Below are 21135 nucleotides of genomic sequence, written 5' to 3' on the forward strand. Positions count from 1 at the left end.
GTGCCGTTTACGGCGGCATAAGAGGGGGGACCGAGCGTGAGTAAACACGCAAGAGTAAGCAACAACTAACCGACCCTACAACAAACAACTAAACAGTAAGCAACAACTAAACAGTAAGCAACAACTAAACATTTAGAACAATAATAAGAAAAGAGAGTAGAGAACGAGTAACAATGAATAATACCATTAAATAATAAATTAAACTAAATATTAAAAACAATGAAAAGAACAACCCAACCTACCAAAACAACCAACAAGGTAAGCAACACAAAAACGACCATAACAACTGCCCTGGGCTGGGCATTCGGTACCCTTATGCTTGCCCTTAGCACATACCTGTACCTAAACAACCAGCAACCGGGCAAGCAACAGGACAGCATACACTGGAGCAGCAAGCGCTGGAAGGTAAAGACCACCATTACCCCCAACTACGCCAATGAGCCCACGGCCATCAAGGATGCCCCCGTACGGGAACGCGACATCAAGCTGGAGGTCATCGCCTGGCCCGCCACAGACCTCTTGGCAACCATAAACCAGCTCCTGGGCACGATGGACATCCCCTATACCATCTCCTCCCTAGGGGAAGACCAAATCGATTTGGTGGTGCACACCTCTCCCACAAGCCTTTGGGGGCTTATAAACACCCTACAGGAGATCTCGCAGGTAAATCAGGTGGCGTTCCATACGCTTTAGGTTTAAAGTACGAGGTACAAAGTACGATATTAAAAGTATGAGGTACAAAGTATAAGTATAGTGCATAAACAAGATTCAAAATACATGCCCCCTCCGCCCTTCGGGCACCTCCCCCAAGAAGGGAGGCAAATAAACAGTAAACGATAGTTAAACAACCACCTCTACTGATTATGAAATTTAACAAAAACAAATAATGAAATTGTCAAAAATAAAACCAACACTCCTGCCCAGAAGCCCACAACACCTCTGGCATTTTTTGGGCTGGCTCATCGCTGTACTCACCCTGCTCTTTAACGTGTACCAGTGGCAGGAGAATAAGGACATGCAGACTGCCCTGCTACAATCGCAGAACCAAACCCGCAGCGTGCAGGACGAGTTGCGCAAGGCGCGGGCTTACATCGAGGCCATAGAAAAGCAGTTAGAGGTCTATGAGGCCCGGGATGAGGCACTGGACTTGGAGGGCAAGGCCTTGCTGGCCGAATGGAAGGGGCGGTTGAATGCATTAAAAAATGCTTTACATGCTGAGTGAGATGCTGACCTTCGTCAGCATGACAGATTGCTGGGTTCAAACCCTCCGCCACCCCGCTAAGGCGTGGTGCACGCCAACGCGCCATCTGGCTCGTTCGCTAAAAACATCCGCTGGATGTTTTCTTTCCGCTCCGCCCTATCAGAAGGGAGGAGCCATTAGGCTTAACATTAAAGAACTAACGAAAAATGAAAAATTTTAATAAAATAAGCGAAATGTAGGCTCCCCTATTGTGGCGGTTTGTACGCCATAAGAGGGGGGACCGAGCGTGAGTAAACAGTCCAGTGGACTGTTTCAGCGAAGGTGCCTGGTGGCGCGCTGGAATTGCAAAGCAACAATCCGGGGAGTTGAACAGCAACAGTAAGCATAACTTGAAACAAAAAACTTGAAACATGAAACACATAATACTTACAATCACCCTTCCGTCAATAGTTTTTTCGGAAAAACTATTGCCACCTTCCCTCAAAAGGGAAGGAATTCCTTATTTGTGATGGTTCGTGATTAAATCCTGAACTAAGTGGCTTATTTGCTTAAAGCCAGCCTGAAAATAGCTGACAACTATTATCACAGATCTAGGACAAAACACCCCTGATGGGAAATTCCTTCCCGGACCGAGCGAAAAAAAATGTCCAGTGGACATTTTTAGCGTAGGGGCCAGCCGGCGCGAAGGCAAAGGTGGGTTTGCTGTACTGGAAGGGAAGCAAACTCGGAAGGGTGCAAGCCAAATTATAATTAAACTTTAAAAACTAATAAAATGAAACACATACTAACAATAATCACAACCGTCTTACTGGCCCAGGGAATACGTGCCCAACAACTCCCCAAGCTAGATATAGACACCACAACCATACAGCACGAACCCATAAAGGTATTAATCCAACTTACGGACTACAACCTAAAAATGATAGACCTGTTAGAGGCCATACTACAGGAAAAAAACGAAAACAACAAACAACTCATCGCCTTATGCAAGGCCGGCTACACCCAGGTAAAAACACAACTCTTGCTCGCAGACATCGCCCTAAGCCAAAAGGACACCGAGCTTAAACTGATGAACGAACAGTTCAAGAAACAAAAACGCAAAACGGTTTGGAATGCGCTGGGCTTTGGAGCTGGGGGCCTGGCGGTAGGGATTGTAACCGGATTATTAATTATTGATTAGTGATGTGTAATAAAATGACAAATTTAACAGGCAATCTAAATGTCACGTTGAGTGTTTTGTTAAATGAATTTAACCAGTGCATGAAATTGACAAGTTTAACGAGTAGTCCTAATGTCACGTTGAGCGGAGTCGAAACGCTTAACCATCAAAATTTCAAATCATTATGAAAGATGTCGAAGGTAGCAGAGTCGAAGCCCTTTTAAATTCCGGCAGTTTAAGGCTTTCGACTCCGCTCAAGCTGACTGGCGGCTGGGCTGGAAAGTCCGTCATTGCGATGACCAACGGGAAGAAGCAATCTCGTCCACGATAGCTCAGTCTGTCTTAACAAAGAGATAGCTTCAGTCGTGCCTCCTTCGCTATGACAAAATCATCAAAACAAGATCGATATAATTCCGTCGAACCTCCGTCGAAGGAACGTCGAACAAAAAAACAATAATATTTCAATAAAACGAATAGACATAAAAACAAGAAAAATGAATTTTAAAAATTATTATTATGGCAGAAAGTAAAGATAACATGGCCACCTATGGCCTAAGCGGACAGGTTGGAAATTTTGTATTCCGGCGTCGTAAGGACGGAAAAGTATTTGTAGCAAAACTACCTGCAGAATCCGGAGTAGAGCCTACCGAGGCGCAAAAAGACGTACGCAGCAGGTTTCAAATGGCAACCATTTATGGAAAATCGGTACTGGCCGATCCCGTTCAAAAAGAAGACTATCAGGCAAAAGCCAAAACAGGACAACACGCCTACAACGTTGCGGTAGCCGACTATTTTCATGCGCCCGATATTGAGGAAGTAGATTTAGAAAACTACAGCGGACAAATAGGCGATACCATTCGCATTAGAGTGACCGATAACTTTGATGTGGCTAGTGTAAACGTAAACATCCAAAACGGCGATGGCTCTCTGGTAGAAGAAGGCGAGGCCATTGCAGACCAAACCGGATTGTTTTGGGACTATACCGCAACAGTATTAAATGATGATTTAAGTGGTGATAAAATTACGGTAACCGCTAAAGATCGCCCTCAAAATACTACCAAGGAAGAAACCGTACTTCCTTAACATATAAAACCCTTCTATTCGTTACTTTATTGGAATAAAACACAGTGCTTTTTAGTGCTGTGTTTTTTATTTAATAAAAGCATGAACAGGCCTAAACCCCTTGACCTGTCATGCTGACGAAGGTCAGCATCTCAATCCTAATCTAATCTTGGCAAAACCCTGAAATCGAAGATTCAGCGTAGCTAAACAAGTTCAGGGTGACAAATCTGCTAAGGACAGGCCTAAACCCCTTGACCTGTCATGCTGACGAAGGTCAGCATCTCACCTTTCCCCACACAAATTTCAATCCAAAATAATATCTTTGCTTGAATGAAAACCCCTAAGTCTATTTTCAACACTTTTAAGTTATGGTAAAAAGAGCCTACCACAATTATTGGGTATATATAATTACGAACAAGCCCAGAGGAACTTTATACATTGGTGTAACGGGTGGAATTGATGATAGAATGGAACGACATGTTAAGGGTGAAGGGTGTTCGTTTTCTTCTAAATACAAGCTCAAGATGTTGGTTTACTATGAAGAGTTTCAATATATAAATGATGCTATTAGTAGGGAAAAGCAATTGAAAAACTGGCATCGTGAATGGAAAATCAACCTGATAGAGAAAGAGAACCCAAATTGGGAGAACCTTTGGGAGCCTTTAGGGCGTAGACCCTGAAATCGAAGATTCAGCGTAGCTAAACAAGTTCAGGGTGACAAATCTGCTAAGGACAGGCTAAACCCCTTGACCTGTCATGCTGACGAAGGTCAGCATCTCACCTTTCTCCACACAAACTAAACAATCAAAGCCACTAAATCTTCAATCTTAGAAATCATTTGGATTTTTATAACGGTGTTTTTCAATGAAATTTTATTGTACTTAGAAACAAATATGGTTGAAAAACCTAGTTTCTCGGCTTCTAGAATACGTTGCTCTACACGCTGTACGGGGCGTATTTCGCCAGATAGTCCAACCTCGGCCGCAAAACAGAAGTCTTTTTGCAAGGCTACATCTTCATTAGAGGACAAAATGGAGGCTACCACGGCCAAATCAATAGCAGGATCGTCTACCGTAATGCCGCCCGTAATATTTAAAAACACATCCTTGGCTCCTAACCTAAAGCCAGCGCGCTTTTCCAATACGGCCAACAGCATATTTAAACGCTTGGCATTAAACCCGGTGGCACTACGCTGTGGGGTACCATATACGGCTGTGCTTACCAAGGCCTGAACCTCAATCATTAAAGGGCGCATGCCCTCTAAAGTGGCTGCTACGGCATTTCCTGAAAGTTCTTCGTCTTTTTTTGAGATTAAAATCTCTGAAGGATTGGACACTTCCCGCAACCCAGAGCCCTGCATTTCATAAATACCCAGCTCGTTGGTAGAACCAAAACGGTTTTTATGGGCCCGTAATATTCTAAATACATGATTGCGGTCGCCCTCAAACTGCAAAACCGTATCTACCATATGCTCTAAAATCTTGGGGCCAGCAATGTTGCCATCCTTGGTAATATGCCCTATTAAAATAACTGGTGTGGCAGTTTCTTTAGCAAACTTAATAAGCTCTGCGGTACATTCCTTGATCTGGGAAATACTGCCCGAAGCCGATTCTAAATAATCACTATGAAGTGTTTGAATGGAATCGATAATAACAATATCGGGCTCTAATGCCTCTATTTGCTTAAAGATGTTTTGGGTTTTGGTTTCTGTTAATATATAGCACTGGTTATTATCGGGGTTGATGCGCTCGGCACGCATTTTTATTTGTTTCTGGCTTTCTTCACCCGACACATACAAGGTTTTACAGGGTAACTTTAAGGATATTTGAAGCAATAAGGTGCTTTTGCCTATCCCGGGTTCGCCGCCCAATAAGGTTAAAGAGCCCGGAACCAAGCCCCCGCCCAGCACCCGATTGAATTCGTTATCAATGGTATTAAGTCGCGCCTCTTGCGACATATCGATATCTTTAATACGCAGAGGAACTGCTGCCTTTTTTACGGTAGCTGTGGGCGACTTCCAATCGTTTTTATCGGGTTTCTGAATAAGCTCTTCTACAATGGTGTTCCAAGCTTTACATGCGTTGCATTGCCCCTGCCATTTGGCATATTGACTACCGCAACTCTGACAAAAAAAAGAGGTTTTTACTTTGGCCATAATGGTTGTTAATATCCAAAATCTACTTTAATGGCTTCGGCCTTTTCCAGCATGAGGTCTTTGGTAATCCCTGCAATTTCTTCGAGGATATAAGCAGACTTATACGTTTTCATGGCCTTTTTGGTCTCACCAGTTTCTTCATAAAACCTTGCCAAATAATAATTGCCCAATAAGGTATCTGGGTATTCATCACGTGCCATTTTTCCTAAAGCCTCATAGTATTCAAAGCTTTCATGCTTTTCTATGGCAGCAGCAATGGCTCTAAAATCGTTTACCAATATTTGCTTTTTAAGGCCAAACAGATTGTAAATAGTCTGGTACTTGTCTTCTAGATAGGCAACAGGTGAGGTCTCTAATTTTAATATGGTTTCCTGGTATTCTTTTTTACTAATGGGTTGAAACACACTAAACATATTCTCGATGGCATTGGGCAGCGCATGCACGGGCACTGAGTAATGCGTGGGGCCTTCAAAGCTATCAAAATCATAATGCAGATTATCGTTGGCTATTGTAGTAAGATCGGTATTTAGTGCCTGGGTCATCTGTACTATAGAACCCGTATCGTTATCGGTATTTGCCAAGTAATAAAACACTTTGGTTTGTAATTTACTTAATTTTTCGGGCAAGTAATTAATCATATTGGGAGCCAACTCGGGGCTTACGGCCACATAGCCTTGAAACAGCGGTTGTGGTTTTAACAAAAAGTAATTGATAAAATTGGCTGTTTCACCATGGCCTACGGCTACTTTAAAATTGGCAGTACGGTACTTACGCTCTATATATGGAATGAGTTCCATACCAATAAATTCAAAAAAACTGGCTCCGGTTTCTATGGGCAAGGAGTTTTGTTGTGAATACATACAATCCTCAAAACGTGTGTTGTATTGATTTACCCCAACAACAATTGATGCCGGCATATCCTCCCAATAGCTGTAGTAATCGACATTACCTGCAACGGCCTCAAACAAATAATCGCCATCGAACACAATAAACAATGGGTAGGTTTTATTATCGCTACTGTTATACCCCCTAGGAAGTTGAATTTTTATTTCGCGTGTTTGTCCCAACTTGGTCGATTCGAATGTTTCGTATTTTACTTGTGCTGTTATAACTTGAGTAGATATACACAACAAAAGAGTAAGTAGTATATGCTTCATCATAAAAAGAATTGAGATTTGACGTTGCCAAGTTATGAATTAATTATGAATTTGTAATGTGTGGTTTGTGATTAATGGCGTGTCATTAAGGGGATATTACCGCGTAGCGGTTCAAGTATTGTAGAAAACATACCACCCCGTTACCATTCCGCGTAGCGGACAAACAAATTTAACGCCCTCTGTTCCTATTATAAATAGGCAAATAGATAAGTGAAAACCCTCCAAAAATAATGATCATAAGGGTTTGCGAGGCCCACATAATCCAACCAAATGCAATACTGGGCTCTTGGGCAATACCAAATATTGAAAAAGCCGCATAAATGGCCAACGGATAAGAACCTATACCCCCATTGGTGGCCGCAATACTAAAACTTGCCGATATGAATCCTATTAAAATAGCCCCTGCCGATATACCATGTAAATCTTTAATAGCCAACGATGTTACATAAAACATAAGGATGTACATGCCCCAAATAAAGAGGGTATGGAAAATAAACCACCATTTTTGTTTCATTTTAAAGATACTTAAAGCACCTTCTACCAAACCGTTGATAAAGTGCTTAAGCTTTTGGGCCCATTTAGATTTTCCTTGCTTTATATATCTAAAAAACACTACGCCTATTATAACAAGCACCAAAAGGGCTATAACTATTTTGGTTGGGTGAAATGTTTCTATTAAAAACCCATAAATAAAATCGAATTGTAAAAACAGGGTTATGGTAATAATACAGGCCATGACCAATAAATCGGCCATACGCTCGGCCACAATGGTTCCAAAACCTTTTTCGAAAGGAACGTTTTCGTAATTAGACAATATGGAAGCCCTGGCTACCTCGCCCGCCCTGGGAATGGTGTAATTTATTAAATAGGTGGCAAAAACCGCCATGGTACTGTTAGCAAATGCTACCTTATACCCCATGGGCTCTAATTGAAATCGCCAGCGATAGGCCCTGGATAAATGACTTAATAAGCCCAAAAACACCCCCAATACAATCCACAGATAGTCGGATTGTTTTAAATACCCCCAAATGGTATCTATAGATACTTTAGATAACGAATACCAGACTAAAAAAACTCCCAGTAACAATGGGAGTAAAATTCTTAGGGTTCTTTTTATCTTAGGGTTCAAAAGGTTTATTTTAACAAGTTTGTGGCTTCGTCTGGAAAGACCAGTGAGGGCTTAAACACCTTGGCTTCCTCAATATCCATAAAGGCGTATGTTATTAAAATTAAGGTATCGCCCACCGATACTTTTCTGGCAGCTGCCCCATTTAGTGTAATTTCGCCCGTTTTTCTGGGTCCTGGAATGCAATAGGTTTCTAAACGCTCACCATTATCGTTGTTTACAATTTGAACCTTTTCGCCTTGTATAATGTTGGCGGCATCCATTAAATCTTCATCAATAGTAATACTACCAATGTAGTTTAAGTCTGCACCAGTACACTTTACTCTGTGTATTTTAGATTTTACTACTTGAATTTGCATGTGGCAAAGTTAATTAATTTAGAGCAATATTGTCAATAAGTCTCACATCTCCTGCATATACTGCAATAAAAGCTCTGTATTTATTCTTATTAGATTTTTGTTTCACTATTTTAAGGGTTGCAACGTCAGCTATAATAAAATATTCCAATTGCAATAAATCTTGCTTAGAAAACTGTTTTTCAACCCATTGCGACACTTCCTTAGCACTTTTTGTGCCAAACTGTTCTTTGGCAGTTTTTAATGTTTTATATATAAACGGCGCCACTTTTTTAAAACGGGGCTCTAGCCTGGTATTCCTAGAACTCATGGCCAAACCCGATGGTTCTCTATAAATATCACAACCAACAATATTAACTGGCAGGTGGTGTTTTTCTACAAGCTTCTTTATAATCTGCAATTGCTGGAAATCCTTTTGTCCAAAATAGGCATTATCGGGTTGTACAATCTCAAAAAAGCGTTTTACAATGGTACCAACCCCATCAAAATGTCCTGTACGGAATTTACCTTCCATTTCAAATTCCAGTCCATCAAAATCAAAGGTTTCTGCTTGTGCTTTGCCTTCATAAATATCTGCTACTGTAGGTGCATATACTAAAATTCGATCTTCACTAACAGTTTTAAGCAATGCTACATCTGCATTTAAAGTTCTGGGGTAGTTTATTAAATCTTCCTTATTGTCAAATTGTGTCGGATTTACAAAAATACTTACAACAACCTTATCATTATACTTTAAAGCCGTTTGCACCAGTGCTAAATGGCCATCGTGCAAAGCACCCATGGTAGGCACCAGTCCTAAGGTTTGCTTTTTAGCTTTTAAAGCATCTACAGCACCTTCAATTTGCTTTCTTTCTGAATAAACTTCCACCTTTTAATATAAAATTAACGCGTGCAAACTTAAGATTTTACAAGCAATCTGCATAAATTTTTGTACTTTTGCGTGTTTTTTATTTGGAATCCTTCCACCATGGCTGGATTCAAAGATCAAATAATTCAGAGATTAAATGATTGAAAGCTAAAAGTAAAAGTTAAATTTTAAAGTTAAACGTTAGCCTAAACGACTTAACGACCAACGACTTAACAACTAACACATTTAAGTAAGTAACTTTACAACTTTTGACCTTTCAACTTTAAAACTAAAAGTATATGAAAGATAAGAGGATATTATATGTATCATCTGAAGTAGTACCTTATTTACCTGAAACCGAAATTTCTTCAATGTCTTTTGAAGCTCCCAGATTTGTTAACCAACAAGGGGGGCAGATAAGAATTTTTATGCCTAGATATGGCAATATTAATGAACGTAGGCACCAATTACATGAAGTTATTAGGCTTTCTGGAATTAACTTGGTGATAAACGATTTAGATATGCCGCTTATTATTAAAGTAGCATCCATCCCTAAAGAGCGTATTCAGGTTTACTTTATTGATAACGATGAGTACTTTAAAAGAAAAGCAACGTTAACTGACGAAGATGGACATTTATTCTCTGATAATGATGAGCGCGCTATTTTCTTTGCAAAGGGTGTTATTGAAACGGTTAAGAAATTAAATTGGTCGCCAGACATTATTCATGTACACGGTTGGCTAGCGTCGTTATTGCCCATATACCTTAAAGAATACTATACAGATGAGCCTTTATTTAGCGACAGTAAAGTGGTGACTTCGGTGTACAACCAAAGTTTTAACAATACATTAAATAAAGATATGCTTAATAAAGTTAAATTTGACGCTATTAATGAAGATGCCATTAAAGTGCTTGAAGAACCATCATATGTTAATTTAATGAAAGTTGCCATAGATTATTCCGACGCCTTGATTATTGGGTCTGAAACCATACCAAAAGACTTGGAAGCATATTTAGAAGCATCAAAAAAACCTGTTTTAGAATACAAAAATAAAGATGAATTTGGTCCAGCTTATACAGAATTCTTTAATACACGCGTTTTAAGCTAAGTACCTATACATTCATTTAAGTTATATATGAAAAAGACATTTAAAGCCCTTAAACTCACTATCGTTTTTTCACTTCTTCTCTCATCTTTTTTAGCTTGCGATAAAGATTTTACCAATATTGAAAGTGATGTGCTTGGAGACGAAAATTCAAATTTCAGAACCAATTACGAGAATGCACAAATAGTTGCATACAATAAAAAATTAGATTCATTGCAAATTAATGGCTTGGCTTCAAACTTGTTGGGGGTATTTAAAGATCCTGCCTACGGAAAAACCACGGCCAGTATTGTAACCCAACTGGAACCTACAACCTATAGTCCTAATTTTGGTGATAACACTTCAATAGATTCTATTGTTTTAACCATACCCTATTTTAGTAGGGCAATTACAGATTCAACATACACCATTAGCGATTCATTGTATGGCAATGACCCCATTAGGTTGTTTATTTATAAAAATAACTACTTTTTAAGGGACTTCGACCCCAATGGTTCATTAGGCGATGTGCAAAATTATTACTCCAAAGCAGATGGCTCTGTAAATGTTAGTGATAACTTTTCTTTAAATAGCACCTCCTTAATCAATTTTGATGACCACAAAGGCGATTTAATTTTTAGTGACAGTACGTTTACTCCTAGTAGTGATGTTATTCGATTGGATACCTATACCGATGCTGGTGAACTAGAAGCCACGGAATTTACAGCCCCTGCATTGCGAAGAAAATTGGATACTATTTTTTGGAGATCGGCCATTATAGACAAGGAAGGTGATGCGGTATTGAGCAATTCCAGCAACTTTAAAGACTATTTTAGAGGGCTTTACTTTAAAACTGAAGCTATAAATGACGAAGGCAATATGATATTGCTGAATTTAAAAGCTACCAATGCCAATATTGTTATTTACTATTCAAGTGACGGCACAACGGATGGTGAAAGGGTACAATCTACCTACACCTTAAATTTTGCTGGTAACATACTAAACACCTTTATTAACGACTACAATATGGTAAGTCTGCAAAATGGTGACAAAACATTGGGTGATGAAAAGCTTTATTTAAAAGGAGCTGAAGGTTCTATGGCCATAGTAGATTTATTTAGTGGCATGGTAGATTACAATGGCGAAACCATTGAAGCGCTTGAAGCCTTTAAACGCACCTATAGAAAAACAGACGCCAGCGGTAATTACATTAAGGACAACAACGGCAATTATCTTTTAAAGCGTTTAATTAATGATGCCCAATTGCTTGTTTACGAAGATGAGACCATACAAACTGATGGTGATACCGATTTTCATACTTACGACAGGTTGTATGTTTATGATATTAAGAACAATATAACCCTTATTGATTATACTGTCGACCCTATTGAAAGCGCCCAAGAGGCATACTTTTCTAAAACCATACATCTGGGACAACGAAGAACCAATGAAAGTACAGGACTTTCTAAATATAAAATACGTCTTACAGAGCATTTAAACAACATTTTACTGAGAGACTCAACCAATACTAAAATAGGCCTCACACTATCAACTAATGTAAACTATACCAATACTGGCAAGATTTTAAATAGTGAAGATGATGTAACGGCAGTCCCTTCGGCCAGTATCATTACACCTAGAGGTACTATTTTGTACGGAACAAACGAAAACGTACCCGATGACAAAAAAATGGTATTGGAGATATTTTTTACTGAACCAAAATAATCTAAATTTATGTGTGGAATAGTAGGGTATATAGGAACTCGAGAAGCTTATCCCATTATTATTGAAGGCCTTAAGCGCTTAGAGTATCGAGGGTACGACAGTGCTGGTATTGCCTTATTTGATGGCACCGATCTAAAAGTATGTAAAACCAAAGGTAAAGTAGCCGATCTGGAAGCCCGTACAGAGCAGGATATTACCAAGCACGGCAATGTAGGTATTGGCCATACCCGTTGGGCCACCCATGGGGTGCCTAACGATGTGAATTCCCATCCACATATATCAAACTCTGGAGATTTGGTTATCATTCACAATGGTATTATTGAAAATTACGAGTCCTTAAAAAAAGAGCTCTTATCTAGAGGTTACACTTTTAAATCTGATACTGATACCGAGGTTCTCATCAATCTAATTGAAGACGTTAAAAAACAAGAAGGTGTTAAATTGGGAAAAGCTGTACAAGTAGCTTTAAACCAGGTTATTGGCGCCTACGCCATTGCGGTTTTTGATAAGAATAAACCCGAAGAAGTTGTTATTGCTCGCTTAGGCAGTCCTTTAGCTGTAGGTATTGGTGAAGATGAATTTTTTATTGCCAGTGACGCCTCTCCCTTTTTAGAATACACTAAAAATGCCATTTACCTAGAAGATGAAGAGATGGCTATTATTAGATTTCACAAAGGCATAAAAATAAGAAAGATTAAGGACGATTCCTTAGTAGACCCCTATGTTCAGGAATTGCAATTAAATCTAGAGCAAATAGAGAAAAGTGGCTTTGACCATTTTATGTTAAAAGAAATCCACGAACAACCCAAAGCCATTACAGACACTTACCGAGGTCGCTTACTTAGAAATGAGGCCATTATAAAAATGGCTGGGGTTGAAGACAACATGAAAAAGTTCCTTAATGCTAACCGTATTATTATTGTGGCTTGTGGAACTTCTTGGCATGCCGGTTTGGTTGCCGAATATATTTTTGAAGATATTGCCAGAATACCCGTTGAAGTAGAATACGCTTCAGAATTTAGATACAGAAACCCTGTCATTACTGAAAATGATGTTGTTATTGCCATTTCTCAATCTGGTGAAACAGCCGACACCTTGGCTGCCATAAAATTAGCAAAATCTAAAGGTGCTTTTGTCTTCGGCGTTTGTAACGTTGTAGGGTCTTCTATTGCTAGAGAAACCCATGCTGGCGCTTATACCCATGCGGGGCCTGAAATTGGTGTGGCATCAACAAAGGCTTTTACAACACAAATTACCGTGTTATCACTAATGGCATTACGTTTAGCTAGGGCTAAGGGAACCATCAGTAGCTCAGATTTTCGTCATCACCTCTTAGAATTGGAAATGATTCCTACTAAAGTTGAAAAAGCTCTAGAAGCAGATGCCCACATTAAGAAGATTGCAGACATTTATAAAAATTCACGCAATTGCCTGTATTTGGGTAGAGGGTACAACTTTCCGGTTGCCCTAGAAGGCGCTTTAAAATTAAAAGAGATCTCATACATCCACGCCGAAGGCTATCCTGCTGCAGAAATGAAACATGGTCCCATTGCCTTAATCGACGAAAATATGCCTATAGTGGTTATAGCCACAAAAAAAGGCCATTACGAAAAAGTAGTGAGCAATATTCAGGAAATAAAATCAAGAAAAGGCAAAATTATTGGCATCGTTACAGAAGGTGATGTACAGGTAAGAGAACTTGCCGACCATGTTATTGAAGTTCCTGAAACATTAGAGTCGCTATCCCCTTTATTAACAACCATACCACTACAGTTATTATCGTATCATATTGCGGTATTGTTAGGCAAAAATGTAGATCAACCTCGCAACTTAGCAAAATCTGTTACAGTAGAGTAGTAACTTAAAGCAGATATTTGTCATTTCAACAGAGCGAGTCGAGCGACGATAAACGCAAGTTTAGTGAAGCTAATCTCATTCAATTTCCAAATATTTTAACAATATCACAAAAAAAACTGATTTATTTTGTTAAATATTCTTATGCGTGCATAATTTTTTTATATTTTTATAATTGATATAAAATTGCAATTTAATTGCTAAACTAAATTAACACCTATATAGATGAAAACAACACTGTCCTTTATGCTACTATTATTATGTAGCCTAGCCTATTCGCAGACAACAATTTCCGGCTCTGTTGTCGATGATAGTAGCCAGCCCATCCCAGGCGCTAATGTTATTATAACGGGAACAACAACAGGTACCGTAACAGACTTTGATGGAAATTTTACTTTAACAGTTAGCCAAGATCTACCATTTACACTTCAAGCAAGTAGTGTTGGTTTTGAAACAGCTTTTGTAGAAATAACATCCAATAACCAAAATATTTCCATCATTTTAAAAGAAGGAACTTTTTTAGATGAAGTCGTTATCTCAGCTTCTCGAACACCCGAGCGAATTTTTGAATCGCCAGTAACTGTAGAGCGCCTTGGGTTAAAAGAAATAAAAAATACGGCTTCTGCTGATTTTTATGACGATTTAGAAAACCTTAAAGGAGTGGATGTCAATACAAACAGTTTAACATTCAAATCTGTTAACACCCGTGGTTTTGCAACTTTTGCCAATAACCGTTTTATGCAATTAGTAGATGGTATGGACAACTCCTCGCCTGCCTTGAATTTCCCTTTAGGTAATTTAGTAGGTATGGTTGAAACCGATGTACTAAGTGTTGAATTGCTTCCAGGAGCCTCTTCGGCATTATACGGTGCCAATGCTTTTAACGGTATTCTATTTATGCGAAGTAAAAACCCTTTTGAATTTCAAGGTATCAGCGCTTCTATTAAAAGAGGTATAACATCTCAAGAAGCAGCTGGAGACAATCCTTATACCGATGTAAGCGTAAGAGCCGCTTATAAATTCAGCAACAAATTTGCAGCTAAAGTTAATTTTGGTATCCTAAGAGGAACCGATTGGGCAGCTACCAGTGAAGTTGATAAAAATTCTTCAGGCGGCACTAGAGCCTCCAATCCGAACTATGATGGTATTAATGTGTATGGCGACGATTTCTCTGCAAATATTAATAGCGTAGCTATAACATTAGAAAGTATAGGAGCCTTGCCTCCAGGGGCTAGCACTTTAGTCCCTTCGGTAGCCGTTAGTAGAACAGGCTATAACGAACGTGATTTAACCGATTATAAAGCTGAAAGTATAAAATCCGACTGGGGCTTGTATTTTCGCCCTTGGGAAAATGATTTTGAAATATCATATGTTGGTAAAGTTGGTGTTGGGTCAACCATTTACCAAGGCACCAACCGATACAATATTGATTCCTTTTTTCAAGAACAGCATAAACTGGAAATACGAAACAACAACTTCTTTTTAAGGGGGTATGTAGTGGCTGATAAGGCAGGTGATTCCTATGATATGGTATTTACAGGTGTTAACATAAACCGCGCTTGGAAAGGCGACAACCAATGGTTTGGGGAGTATGCAGGAGCCTACGCCCAAGCTGTTTTGGGAGGTGCCAATGACACACAAGCCCATACCATAGCAAGAGCCCAAGCAGATACAGGAAGGTATGAACCTGGAAGCAATGCTTTTAACGCAGCATTTGATAGAACCATAAAAGACCCAAATCTATTAACAGGTTCAAAATTCCAAGACCAATCGAAATACTATCACGGTGATGCCAATTATAACTTTGGTCATCTCATAGATTTTGCGGAAATTCAGGTTGGGGGTTCTTACCGAAAATACAGCTTAAATTCCTCAGGAACCATTTATACAGATAGTGACGCACCTATTGATTATTCAGAATTTGGGATGTATATGCAAATTCAAAAAGATTTAGAGCTAAATGATAATCTAGACTTGAAATTAACCGGTTCTATGCGTTATGACAAATCTGAATTTTTTAGTGGTTTCTATTCCCCAAGAATATCCGCTGGGTTAACCATTAACCGCGATCATAATGTTAGAGCATCGGTACAAACAGGGTTTAGAAACCCTACAACACAAGATCTGTTTATTGGATTAGATGCCGGTAGGGCCATTTTAATTGGAGCTGCACCTGATAACTTAAACCGCTACTCTAGGACCTTTAGTGTAAGCACCAATGGGCAATTATTAGGACAGCCTAGTACCATAACCCAAACTGGTGCTGTTACTTACACCAACTCCTATACACTAAGTTCTGTACAACAATTAGCAGCAACTGGAAATCCTGCTGTTTTGGGCGACCCCGATGCCATCGCCAATCCAGAATTGGTAAAACCAGAACAGATCACTTCTGCAGAAGTTGGATATAGAGGCAAATTCAATAATATTATTGCCGATTTTAGTGCTTATTACAATAGCTATAAAGACTTTATTTCACAAGAAGTAGTTATTGCCCCTTATTATGGAACCGTAGGCGATAATTTATTATCTGTTGCCGCCATAGCCAATGGCGATTACCAAGCTTACAGTGCTTATACCAATGCAGATGTAAACATTAATTCCTATGGTGCTTCTTTAGGATTATCGGCCAAAGTGTTTGGCGGTTTTGATCTAAGCGGAAACTACACCTATGCCAAATTGGATTTTGATAAAGCTTCCAATCCAGATTTCGCTACAAACTTTAACACTCCCGAGCATAAGTTTAAAATGACTTTTGGAAATACCGATCTGTTTGAAAACTTCGGTTTTAATGTTGCCTGGAGATGGAGCGACACTTATTTTTGGGAAGCTACTTTTGGAAATGGCGATGTACCAGCTTATCATACAGTCGATGCCCAAGTTAATTATAAAATACCCAGTTTAAAATCCATTTTTAAAGTAGGCGCCACAAACCTAACCGGTAAAGAATATTTTACTGCATTTGGTACAGGGTTCATTGGATCAATGTATTACGTTTCATGGACTATAAATAATTTATAAATAACCAGAACATATATATCAAGAAAACACCTTTAATATAAAGGTGTTTTTTTATGCGCAAAAAAGAAAAAAACCACTTTCTTTTTAAATTAAAACATCTATCTTTGCACGCGAAAACAAAAACCGTTTTCACGGAATTAAAACGCATAATATTAAACATATAAGTAATGTCTAAAGTTACAGGTAAAGTTGCACAGATAGTAGGTCCGGTTATCGATGTTGAATTCGGTGCTGGTTCAGAGCTCCCAAAAATTTACGATTCATTAGAAATTAAAAGACCCGACGGGTCTATATTAGTACTGGAAGTACAATCCCATATTGGTGAAAATACGGTTCGTACTATTGCTATGGATTCCTCCGATGGTTTAAGCAGAGGCACTGAAGTTACTGCTACCGGTGCTCCTATACAAATGCCTATAGGGGAAGATATTTACGGACGTTTGTTTAATGTTATTGGAGACGCTATTGATGGTCTTGGCGATTTACCTAAAGCTGGTGAAGCTGGTTTGCCTATTCACCGTACAGCACCTAAATTTGAGGATTTATCAACTTCTACCGAGGTTTTATTTACAGGTATTAAAGTAATCGATTTGATTGAGCCTTATGCTAAAGGTGGTAAAATTGGATTATTTGGTGGTGCTGGTGTAGGTAAAACAGTATTGATTCAGGAGTTAATTAACAACATTGCCAAAGGACACGGGGGACTTTCTGTATTCGCTGGCGTAGGTGAAAGAACGCGTGAGGGGAATGACCTGTTAAGAGAGATGTTGGAGTCCGGTATTATCCGTTACGGTGAGGACTTTATGCATTCTATGGAAGAAGGTGGATGGGATTTATCTAAAGTTGATAAATCTAAAATGAAAGAATCTAAAGCAACATTCGTATTCGGACAAATGAATGAGCCCCCAGGAGCACGTGCCCGTGTAGCGCTATCAGGATTAACTATTGCTGAGTATTTTCGTGATGGTGCTGGTGATAGTCAAGGTAAAGATGTATTGTTCTTTGTAGACAATATTTTCCGTTTTACACAAGCTGGTTCAGAAGTATCTGCGCTTCTAGGCCGTATGCCTTCAGCGGTAGGTTACCAACCAACCTTAGCTACTGAAATGGGTGCCATGCAAGAGCGTATTACCTCAACTAAAAAAGGATCTATTACATCTGTACAAGCGGTTTACGTACCTGCGGATGACTTAACAGACCCTGCTCCTGCAACAACGTTTGCCCACTTAGATGCCACAACTGTTTTATCCCGTAAAATTGCAGAGTTAGGGATTTATCCAGCAGTAGATCCACTAGATTCTACATCAAGAATCTTAACAGCTGATATCTTAGGAAAAGAGCATTACGATTGTGCACAACGTGTTAAAGAGTTATTACAACGCTATAAAGAATTACAAGATATTATTGCCATATTAGGTATGGAAGAGTTGTCAGAAGATGATAAATTAGCAGTAGGTAGAGCAAGACGCGTACAACGTTTCTTATCACAACCTTTCCATGTGGCAGAGCAGTTTACAGGTATTCCTGGTGTATTGGTAGATATTAAAGAAACCATTAAAGGATTTAACATGATTATGGATGGTGAATTAGACCACCTTCCTGAAGCAGCGTTTAACCTTAAAGGAACTATTGATGAAGCTATAGAAGCTGGAAACCAAATGCTTGCGGATGCTTAAACAAATTAAGAATTATGAATTCAGGATTATGATTATGGGTTTTCTCTTAATTAATTCTGAATTCATAATTCTAAATTCATAATTAAAAAACATGTATTTAGAAATTGTATCACCAGAGGCCACATTATTCAATTCAGAAGTAGATTCTGTTGTCCTGCCTGGTATTAATGGCGAGTTTCAAATATTAAAAGACCACGCTGCTATTGTGTCTCTTTTAAAAGAAGGTACCATTAAAATTTATACACATACACAAAGTCACTTGGTTTTTGATTCGTTACATTCTGAAGTTATACCTCACAATGACGATGACAAAATACTAACCTTAAAAATTAGTTCGGGAACCATTGAAATGAAAGACAATAAAGTAATTGTTTTAGTAGACTAACAAGCTTTATTTTTATAATACAAGAAAGAAAGTGCAGAAAGATTCTGCACTTTTTTTATACCTTTTTAATAACATTGGTAACAATGCCCCAAATAACAAAATCGTTATCACTGGTAATCTTTATAATTGGATAATTTGGATTCTCTGGCTGTAACCATATGCCTTCTTTATTTACCTTTAAGCGTTTTACCGTAAACTCCCCATCCAAAAAGCATACAGCTATTTTATTGTTTTCAGGTTCTAGGCTTCTGTCTATTACCAACAAATCACTATCCTCAAGCCCTGCTCCAATCATGGATTGCCCGCTTACGCGTGCAAAAAAAGTGGCTTCTTTATTCTTTATAAGCTCTCGATCTAGAGACAAGCGCTGTTCCTTAAAATCATCTGCTGGTGAGGGAAATCCTGCCGAAATTCCATTATCATAAAAAAGTGCCCCTAAGCTATCGGTTTCATCTGGGGTAAAAAAAGTTAGACTTTTAGATTCATGTAACATCATCGCATCGCATTTAATTAAATATAAACATTTAAAAGCTTACTACACTTGTAAGCAACACATCATTTCACTTTTATAATATCATTAATATTAGTGGTATATCTTGGTGACAGTCGTTCTTGGCGCATTTTCCAGGTACGCTCTAAATCCTGACTCCCCAGTTTTACTTTATTAGCCGTGTATTTAGCATTTAACCCATCTATTGTCCGCATTAAAGGTTTATGCTTGGGATTTTCAGTTTCAAACAAGTGCAATTGGTGGTTATCTGTTGGCACCAAACCTGTTACAATAACACCCGCACGCTTATATTTAATACCATCTTTAAAAATATCTGTTGCCGCTTTAACTGCCCGTTGGCTTATTATCAAGCTAGAGTCTGTCGGGTATGGCAAGCTCACACACTTACTAACCCTATGCTGCTCTAAATCTTTTTTATGCCTATCACTACTTAGCATAACGTAAACAACATGGCAGCTAGTTCCCTGCTTACGCAATTTTTCGGCACAACTTGTAGCAAAGGTTGAAATACGTTCTTTAATATTCTCTAAATCGGAATACGTATATTCAAAACTTCGTGTAGTTGCAATAGCATGCTTGGTTTTTAAGGTTTCTAATTCTAATTTAGAAATACCCTCTAAATCTTTTTTAAGCTTCCACTCGGTAATTGAAAAGTTTTTAAGCACCCATTCATCATCCAATTGCACAAAATCAAATGCCGTTTTACAGTTTTTTTTCTTTAATCGTTTGCTTAAGCCCCAACCTATACCCCAAACATCTTCTATTTTAATCCATTTTAAGGCCTTAATACGCTGTACTTCAGAGTCAATAACATAAACCCCATTTGTTTCTTTTGGAAACTTTCGGGCTATTTTGTTTGCCACTTTGCTCAATGCTTTTGTAGGGGCTATCCCCACACAAGTTGGAATGCCTGTCCATTTTAAAACACGACGCCTTATTTGACATCCGTAATCTTTAAAATCATAACCCTTAAAGCCTTTAAATTGTAAAAAGGCCTCATCGATGCTATACACTTCCACATCGGGCGTAAATTGTTCTAAAATTGACATAACCCGACTACTCATATCACCATACAATGGATAATTAGATGAAAATACCTGTATGTTGTGCTCTTTACAAAACGTTTCCCATTTAAAAATAGGTGCACCCATGGGTAATCCAAGCCCTTTGGTCTCATCACTACGGGAAATAACACACCCATCATTATTACTTAAAATAGCAACAGACTTATTGCGTAAATTAGGGTTAAAGGCACGTTCGCAAGACGCATAAAAATTATTACAATCTACCAAGGCATACATAACGTAAAGATACGCGAAACACCTTAATTATTTTTTCTTTTTTAGGGTATTAAAAAAACTTCCCGCTTTCTATAATAGCATGGCCATTGCGCTTATAGGTAACTTTTTTTCCATTTGCACAAAACTGATAAACGCCTTTAGATTTTTGTTCGGTGAAGGACAGTAATATAACATCATCTACCGTACAATCATAGTCCTTAGCGACTTTCTTTTTTACATGCTCAATAGTTGCACGACCTTTTTTTAGCTGGGCTTGAATCTTATTATTCAACTCGGGTTCAACAAAATCTTTTGCTAAATTACACCGTTTATCATCCGTAGGCTTTTCCATATCAATATACTCCCATGTATAGTCTGCTTTTAGCAAAACACGCCTACCATCTTCTGTTTTTACAATATAATTATTTTGGGCAAAGCCCATACATGATACAAAAAACAATAAGATAACAGCATACATTTTCATAATAGATAGGAATAGACGTTTTACATGATTCCAAAAGTACAAATTTTGCAT

At 38.6% G+C, this 21135-nt stretch carries 19 protein-coding genes; 11 read left to right on the forward strand and 8 right to left on the reverse strand.

Annotation, left to right across the window (positions count from 1 at the left end; all coding sequences use genetic code 11):
* Positions 1-219 precede the first annotated feature (219 nt).
* The 5 genes from AC5SR4_RS05065 to AC5SR4_RS05085 all read left to right on the forward strand — a co-directional run bounded on the left by AC5SR4_RS05065 (position 220) and on the right by AC5SR4_RS05085 (position 4102).
* The gene (locus tag AC5SR4_RS05065; protein WP_495358448.1) at positions 220-693 is read left to right on the forward strand and encodes a hypothetical protein; all 474 of its coding nucleotides are present in this window, start codon (positions 220-222) and stop codon (positions 691-693) included.
* A gap of 193 nt (positions 694-886) precedes the next feature.
* Complete coding sequence (locus AC5SR4_RS05070; protein WP_495358449.1) at positions 887-1222, forward strand: hypothetical protein; 336 nt, start codon at positions 887-889, stop codon at positions 1220-1222.
* 751 nt (positions 1223-1973) lie between these two features.
* Complete coding sequence (locus tag AC5SR4_RS05075; RefSeq protein ID WP_495358450.1) at positions 1974-2381, forward strand: hypothetical protein; 408 nt, start codon at positions 1974-1976, stop codon at positions 2379-2381.
* A gap of 495 nt (positions 2382-2876) precedes the next feature.
* On the forward strand, positions 2877-3443 hold the full coding sequence (locus AC5SR4_RS05080) for a hypothetical protein (RefSeq protein WP_495358451.1): 567 nt from the start codon (positions 2877-2879) through the stop codon (positions 3441-3443).
* Between the two features lie 347 nt (positions 3444-3790).
* The gene (locus AC5SR4_RS05085; RefSeq protein WP_495358452.1) at positions 3791-4102 is read left to right on the forward strand and encodes a GIY-YIG nuclease family protein; all 312 of its coding nucleotides are present in this window, start codon (positions 3791-3793) and stop codon (positions 4100-4102) included.
* 116 nt (positions 4103-4218) lie between these two features.
* Here the strand turns inward: AC5SR4_RS05085 and radA are convergent, their stop codons facing one another.
* The 5 genes from radA to panC form a co-directional block, all read right to left on the reverse strand.
* Positions 4219-5577 carry a DNA repair protein RadA gene (radA, locus tag AC5SR4_RS05090; protein WP_495358453.1) on the reverse strand — a complete coding sequence of 453 codons (1359 nt, stop codon included), beginning with the start codon at positions 5575-5577 and terminating at the stop codon, positions 4219-4221.
* An 8-nt stretch (positions 5578-5585) separates the two neighbouring features.
* Positions 5586-6737 (reverse strand): alpha/beta hydrolase, encoded by a 1152-nt coding sequence (locus tag AC5SR4_RS05095; RefSeq protein WP_495358454.1) that lies wholly within the window; start codon positions 6735-6737, stop codon positions 5586-5588.
* Positions 6738-6903: 166 nt separating this feature from the next.
* Positions 6904-7863, reverse strand: a complete 960-nt coding sequence (locus AC5SR4_RS05100) for a lysylphosphatidylglycerol synthase transmembrane domain-containing protein (RefSeq protein WP_495358455.1) — start codon at positions 7861-7863, stop codon at positions 6904-6906.
* Positions 7864-7868: 5 nt separating this feature from the next.
* Positions 7869-8219 carry an aspartate 1-decarboxylase gene (gene panD / locus AC5SR4_RS05105; protein ID WP_495358456.1) on the reverse strand — a complete coding sequence of 117 codons (351 nt, stop codon included), beginning with the start codon at positions 8217-8219 and terminating at the stop codon, positions 7869-7871.
* Positions 8220-8232: 13 nt separating this feature from the next.
* Positions 8233-9084: a pantoate--beta-alanine ligase gene (gene panC / locus AC5SR4_RS05110; protein WP_495358457.1), complete on the reverse strand. Its 852-nt coding sequence runs from the start codon at positions 9082-9084 to the stop codon at positions 8233-8235.
* A gap of 278 nt (positions 9085-9362) precedes the next feature.
* On the opposite strand from panC, the gene AC5SR4_RS05115 reads away from it, so the two are divergent.
* The 6 genes from AC5SR4_RS05115 to AC5SR4_RS05140 all read left to right on the forward strand — a co-directional run bounded on the left by AC5SR4_RS05115 (position 9363) and on the right by AC5SR4_RS05140 (position 18809).
* Entirely contained in the window at positions 9363-10172 is an 810-nt protein-coding gene (locus AC5SR4_RS05115) for a glycogen/starch synthase (RefSeq protein WP_495358458.1), read from the forward strand.
* 27 nt (positions 10173-10199) lie between these two features.
* Positions 10200-11873 (forward strand): BamH family beta-barrel-assembly machinery protein, encoded by a 1674-nt coding sequence (bamH, locus tag AC5SR4_RS05120; RefSeq protein ID WP_495358459.1) that lies wholly within the window; start codon positions 10200-10202, stop codon positions 11871-11873.
* A gap of 9 nt (positions 11874-11882) precedes the next feature.
* Complete coding sequence (gene glmS, locus AC5SR4_RS05125; protein WP_495358460.1) at positions 11883-13730, forward strand: glutamine--fructose-6-phosphate transaminase (isomerizing); 1848 nt, start codon at positions 11883-11885, stop codon at positions 13728-13730.
* Positions 13731-13952: 222 nt separating this feature from the next.
* Positions 13953-16748, forward strand: coding sequence for a TonB-dependent receptor (locus AC5SR4_RS05130; RefSeq protein ID WP_495358461.1), 2796 nt, complete (start codon positions 13953-13955; stop codon positions 16746-16748).
* A gap of 167 nt (positions 16749-16915) precedes the next feature.
* Positions 16916-18424: a F0F1 ATP synthase subunit beta gene (gene atpD, locus AC5SR4_RS05135; RefSeq protein WP_495358462.1), complete on the forward strand. Its 1509-nt coding sequence runs from the start codon at positions 16916-16918 to the stop codon at positions 18422-18424.
* A gap of 91 nt (positions 18425-18515) precedes the next feature.
* Positions 18516-18809 (forward strand): F0F1 ATP synthase subunit delta/epsilon, encoded by a 294-nt coding sequence (locus AC5SR4_RS05140; RefSeq protein WP_495358463.1) that lies wholly within the window; start codon positions 18516-18518, stop codon positions 18807-18809.
* A gap of 55 nt (positions 18810-18864) precedes the next feature.
* Here the strand turns inward: AC5SR4_RS05140 and AC5SR4_RS05145 are convergent, their stop codons facing one another.
* Genes AC5SR4_RS05145 through AC5SR4_RS05155 form a run of 3 tightly spaced genes read right to left on the reverse strand, consistent with a single transcriptional unit; the run spans position 18865 to position 21135 of the window.
* Positions 18865-19305 (reverse strand): LexA family protein, encoded by a 441-nt coding sequence (locus AC5SR4_RS05145; RefSeq protein ID WP_495358464.1) that lies wholly within the window; start codon positions 19303-19305, stop codon positions 18865-18867.
* Between the two features lie 59 nt (positions 19306-19364).
* Positions 19365-20621 carry a Y-family DNA polymerase gene (locus tag AC5SR4_RS05150; protein ID WP_495358465.1) on the reverse strand — a complete coding sequence of 419 codons (1257 nt, stop codon included), beginning with the start codon at positions 20619-20621 and terminating at the stop codon, positions 19365-19367.
* 49 nt (positions 20622-20670) lie between these two features.
* The gene (locus AC5SR4_RS05155) at positions 20671-21135 is read right to left on the reverse strand and encodes a DUF3157 family protein (protein ID WP_495358466.1); all 465 of its coding nucleotides are present in this window, start codon (positions 21133-21135) and stop codon (positions 20671-20673) included.

It is taken from the genome of Aestuariibaculum scopimerae (genome assembly GCF_059428085.1).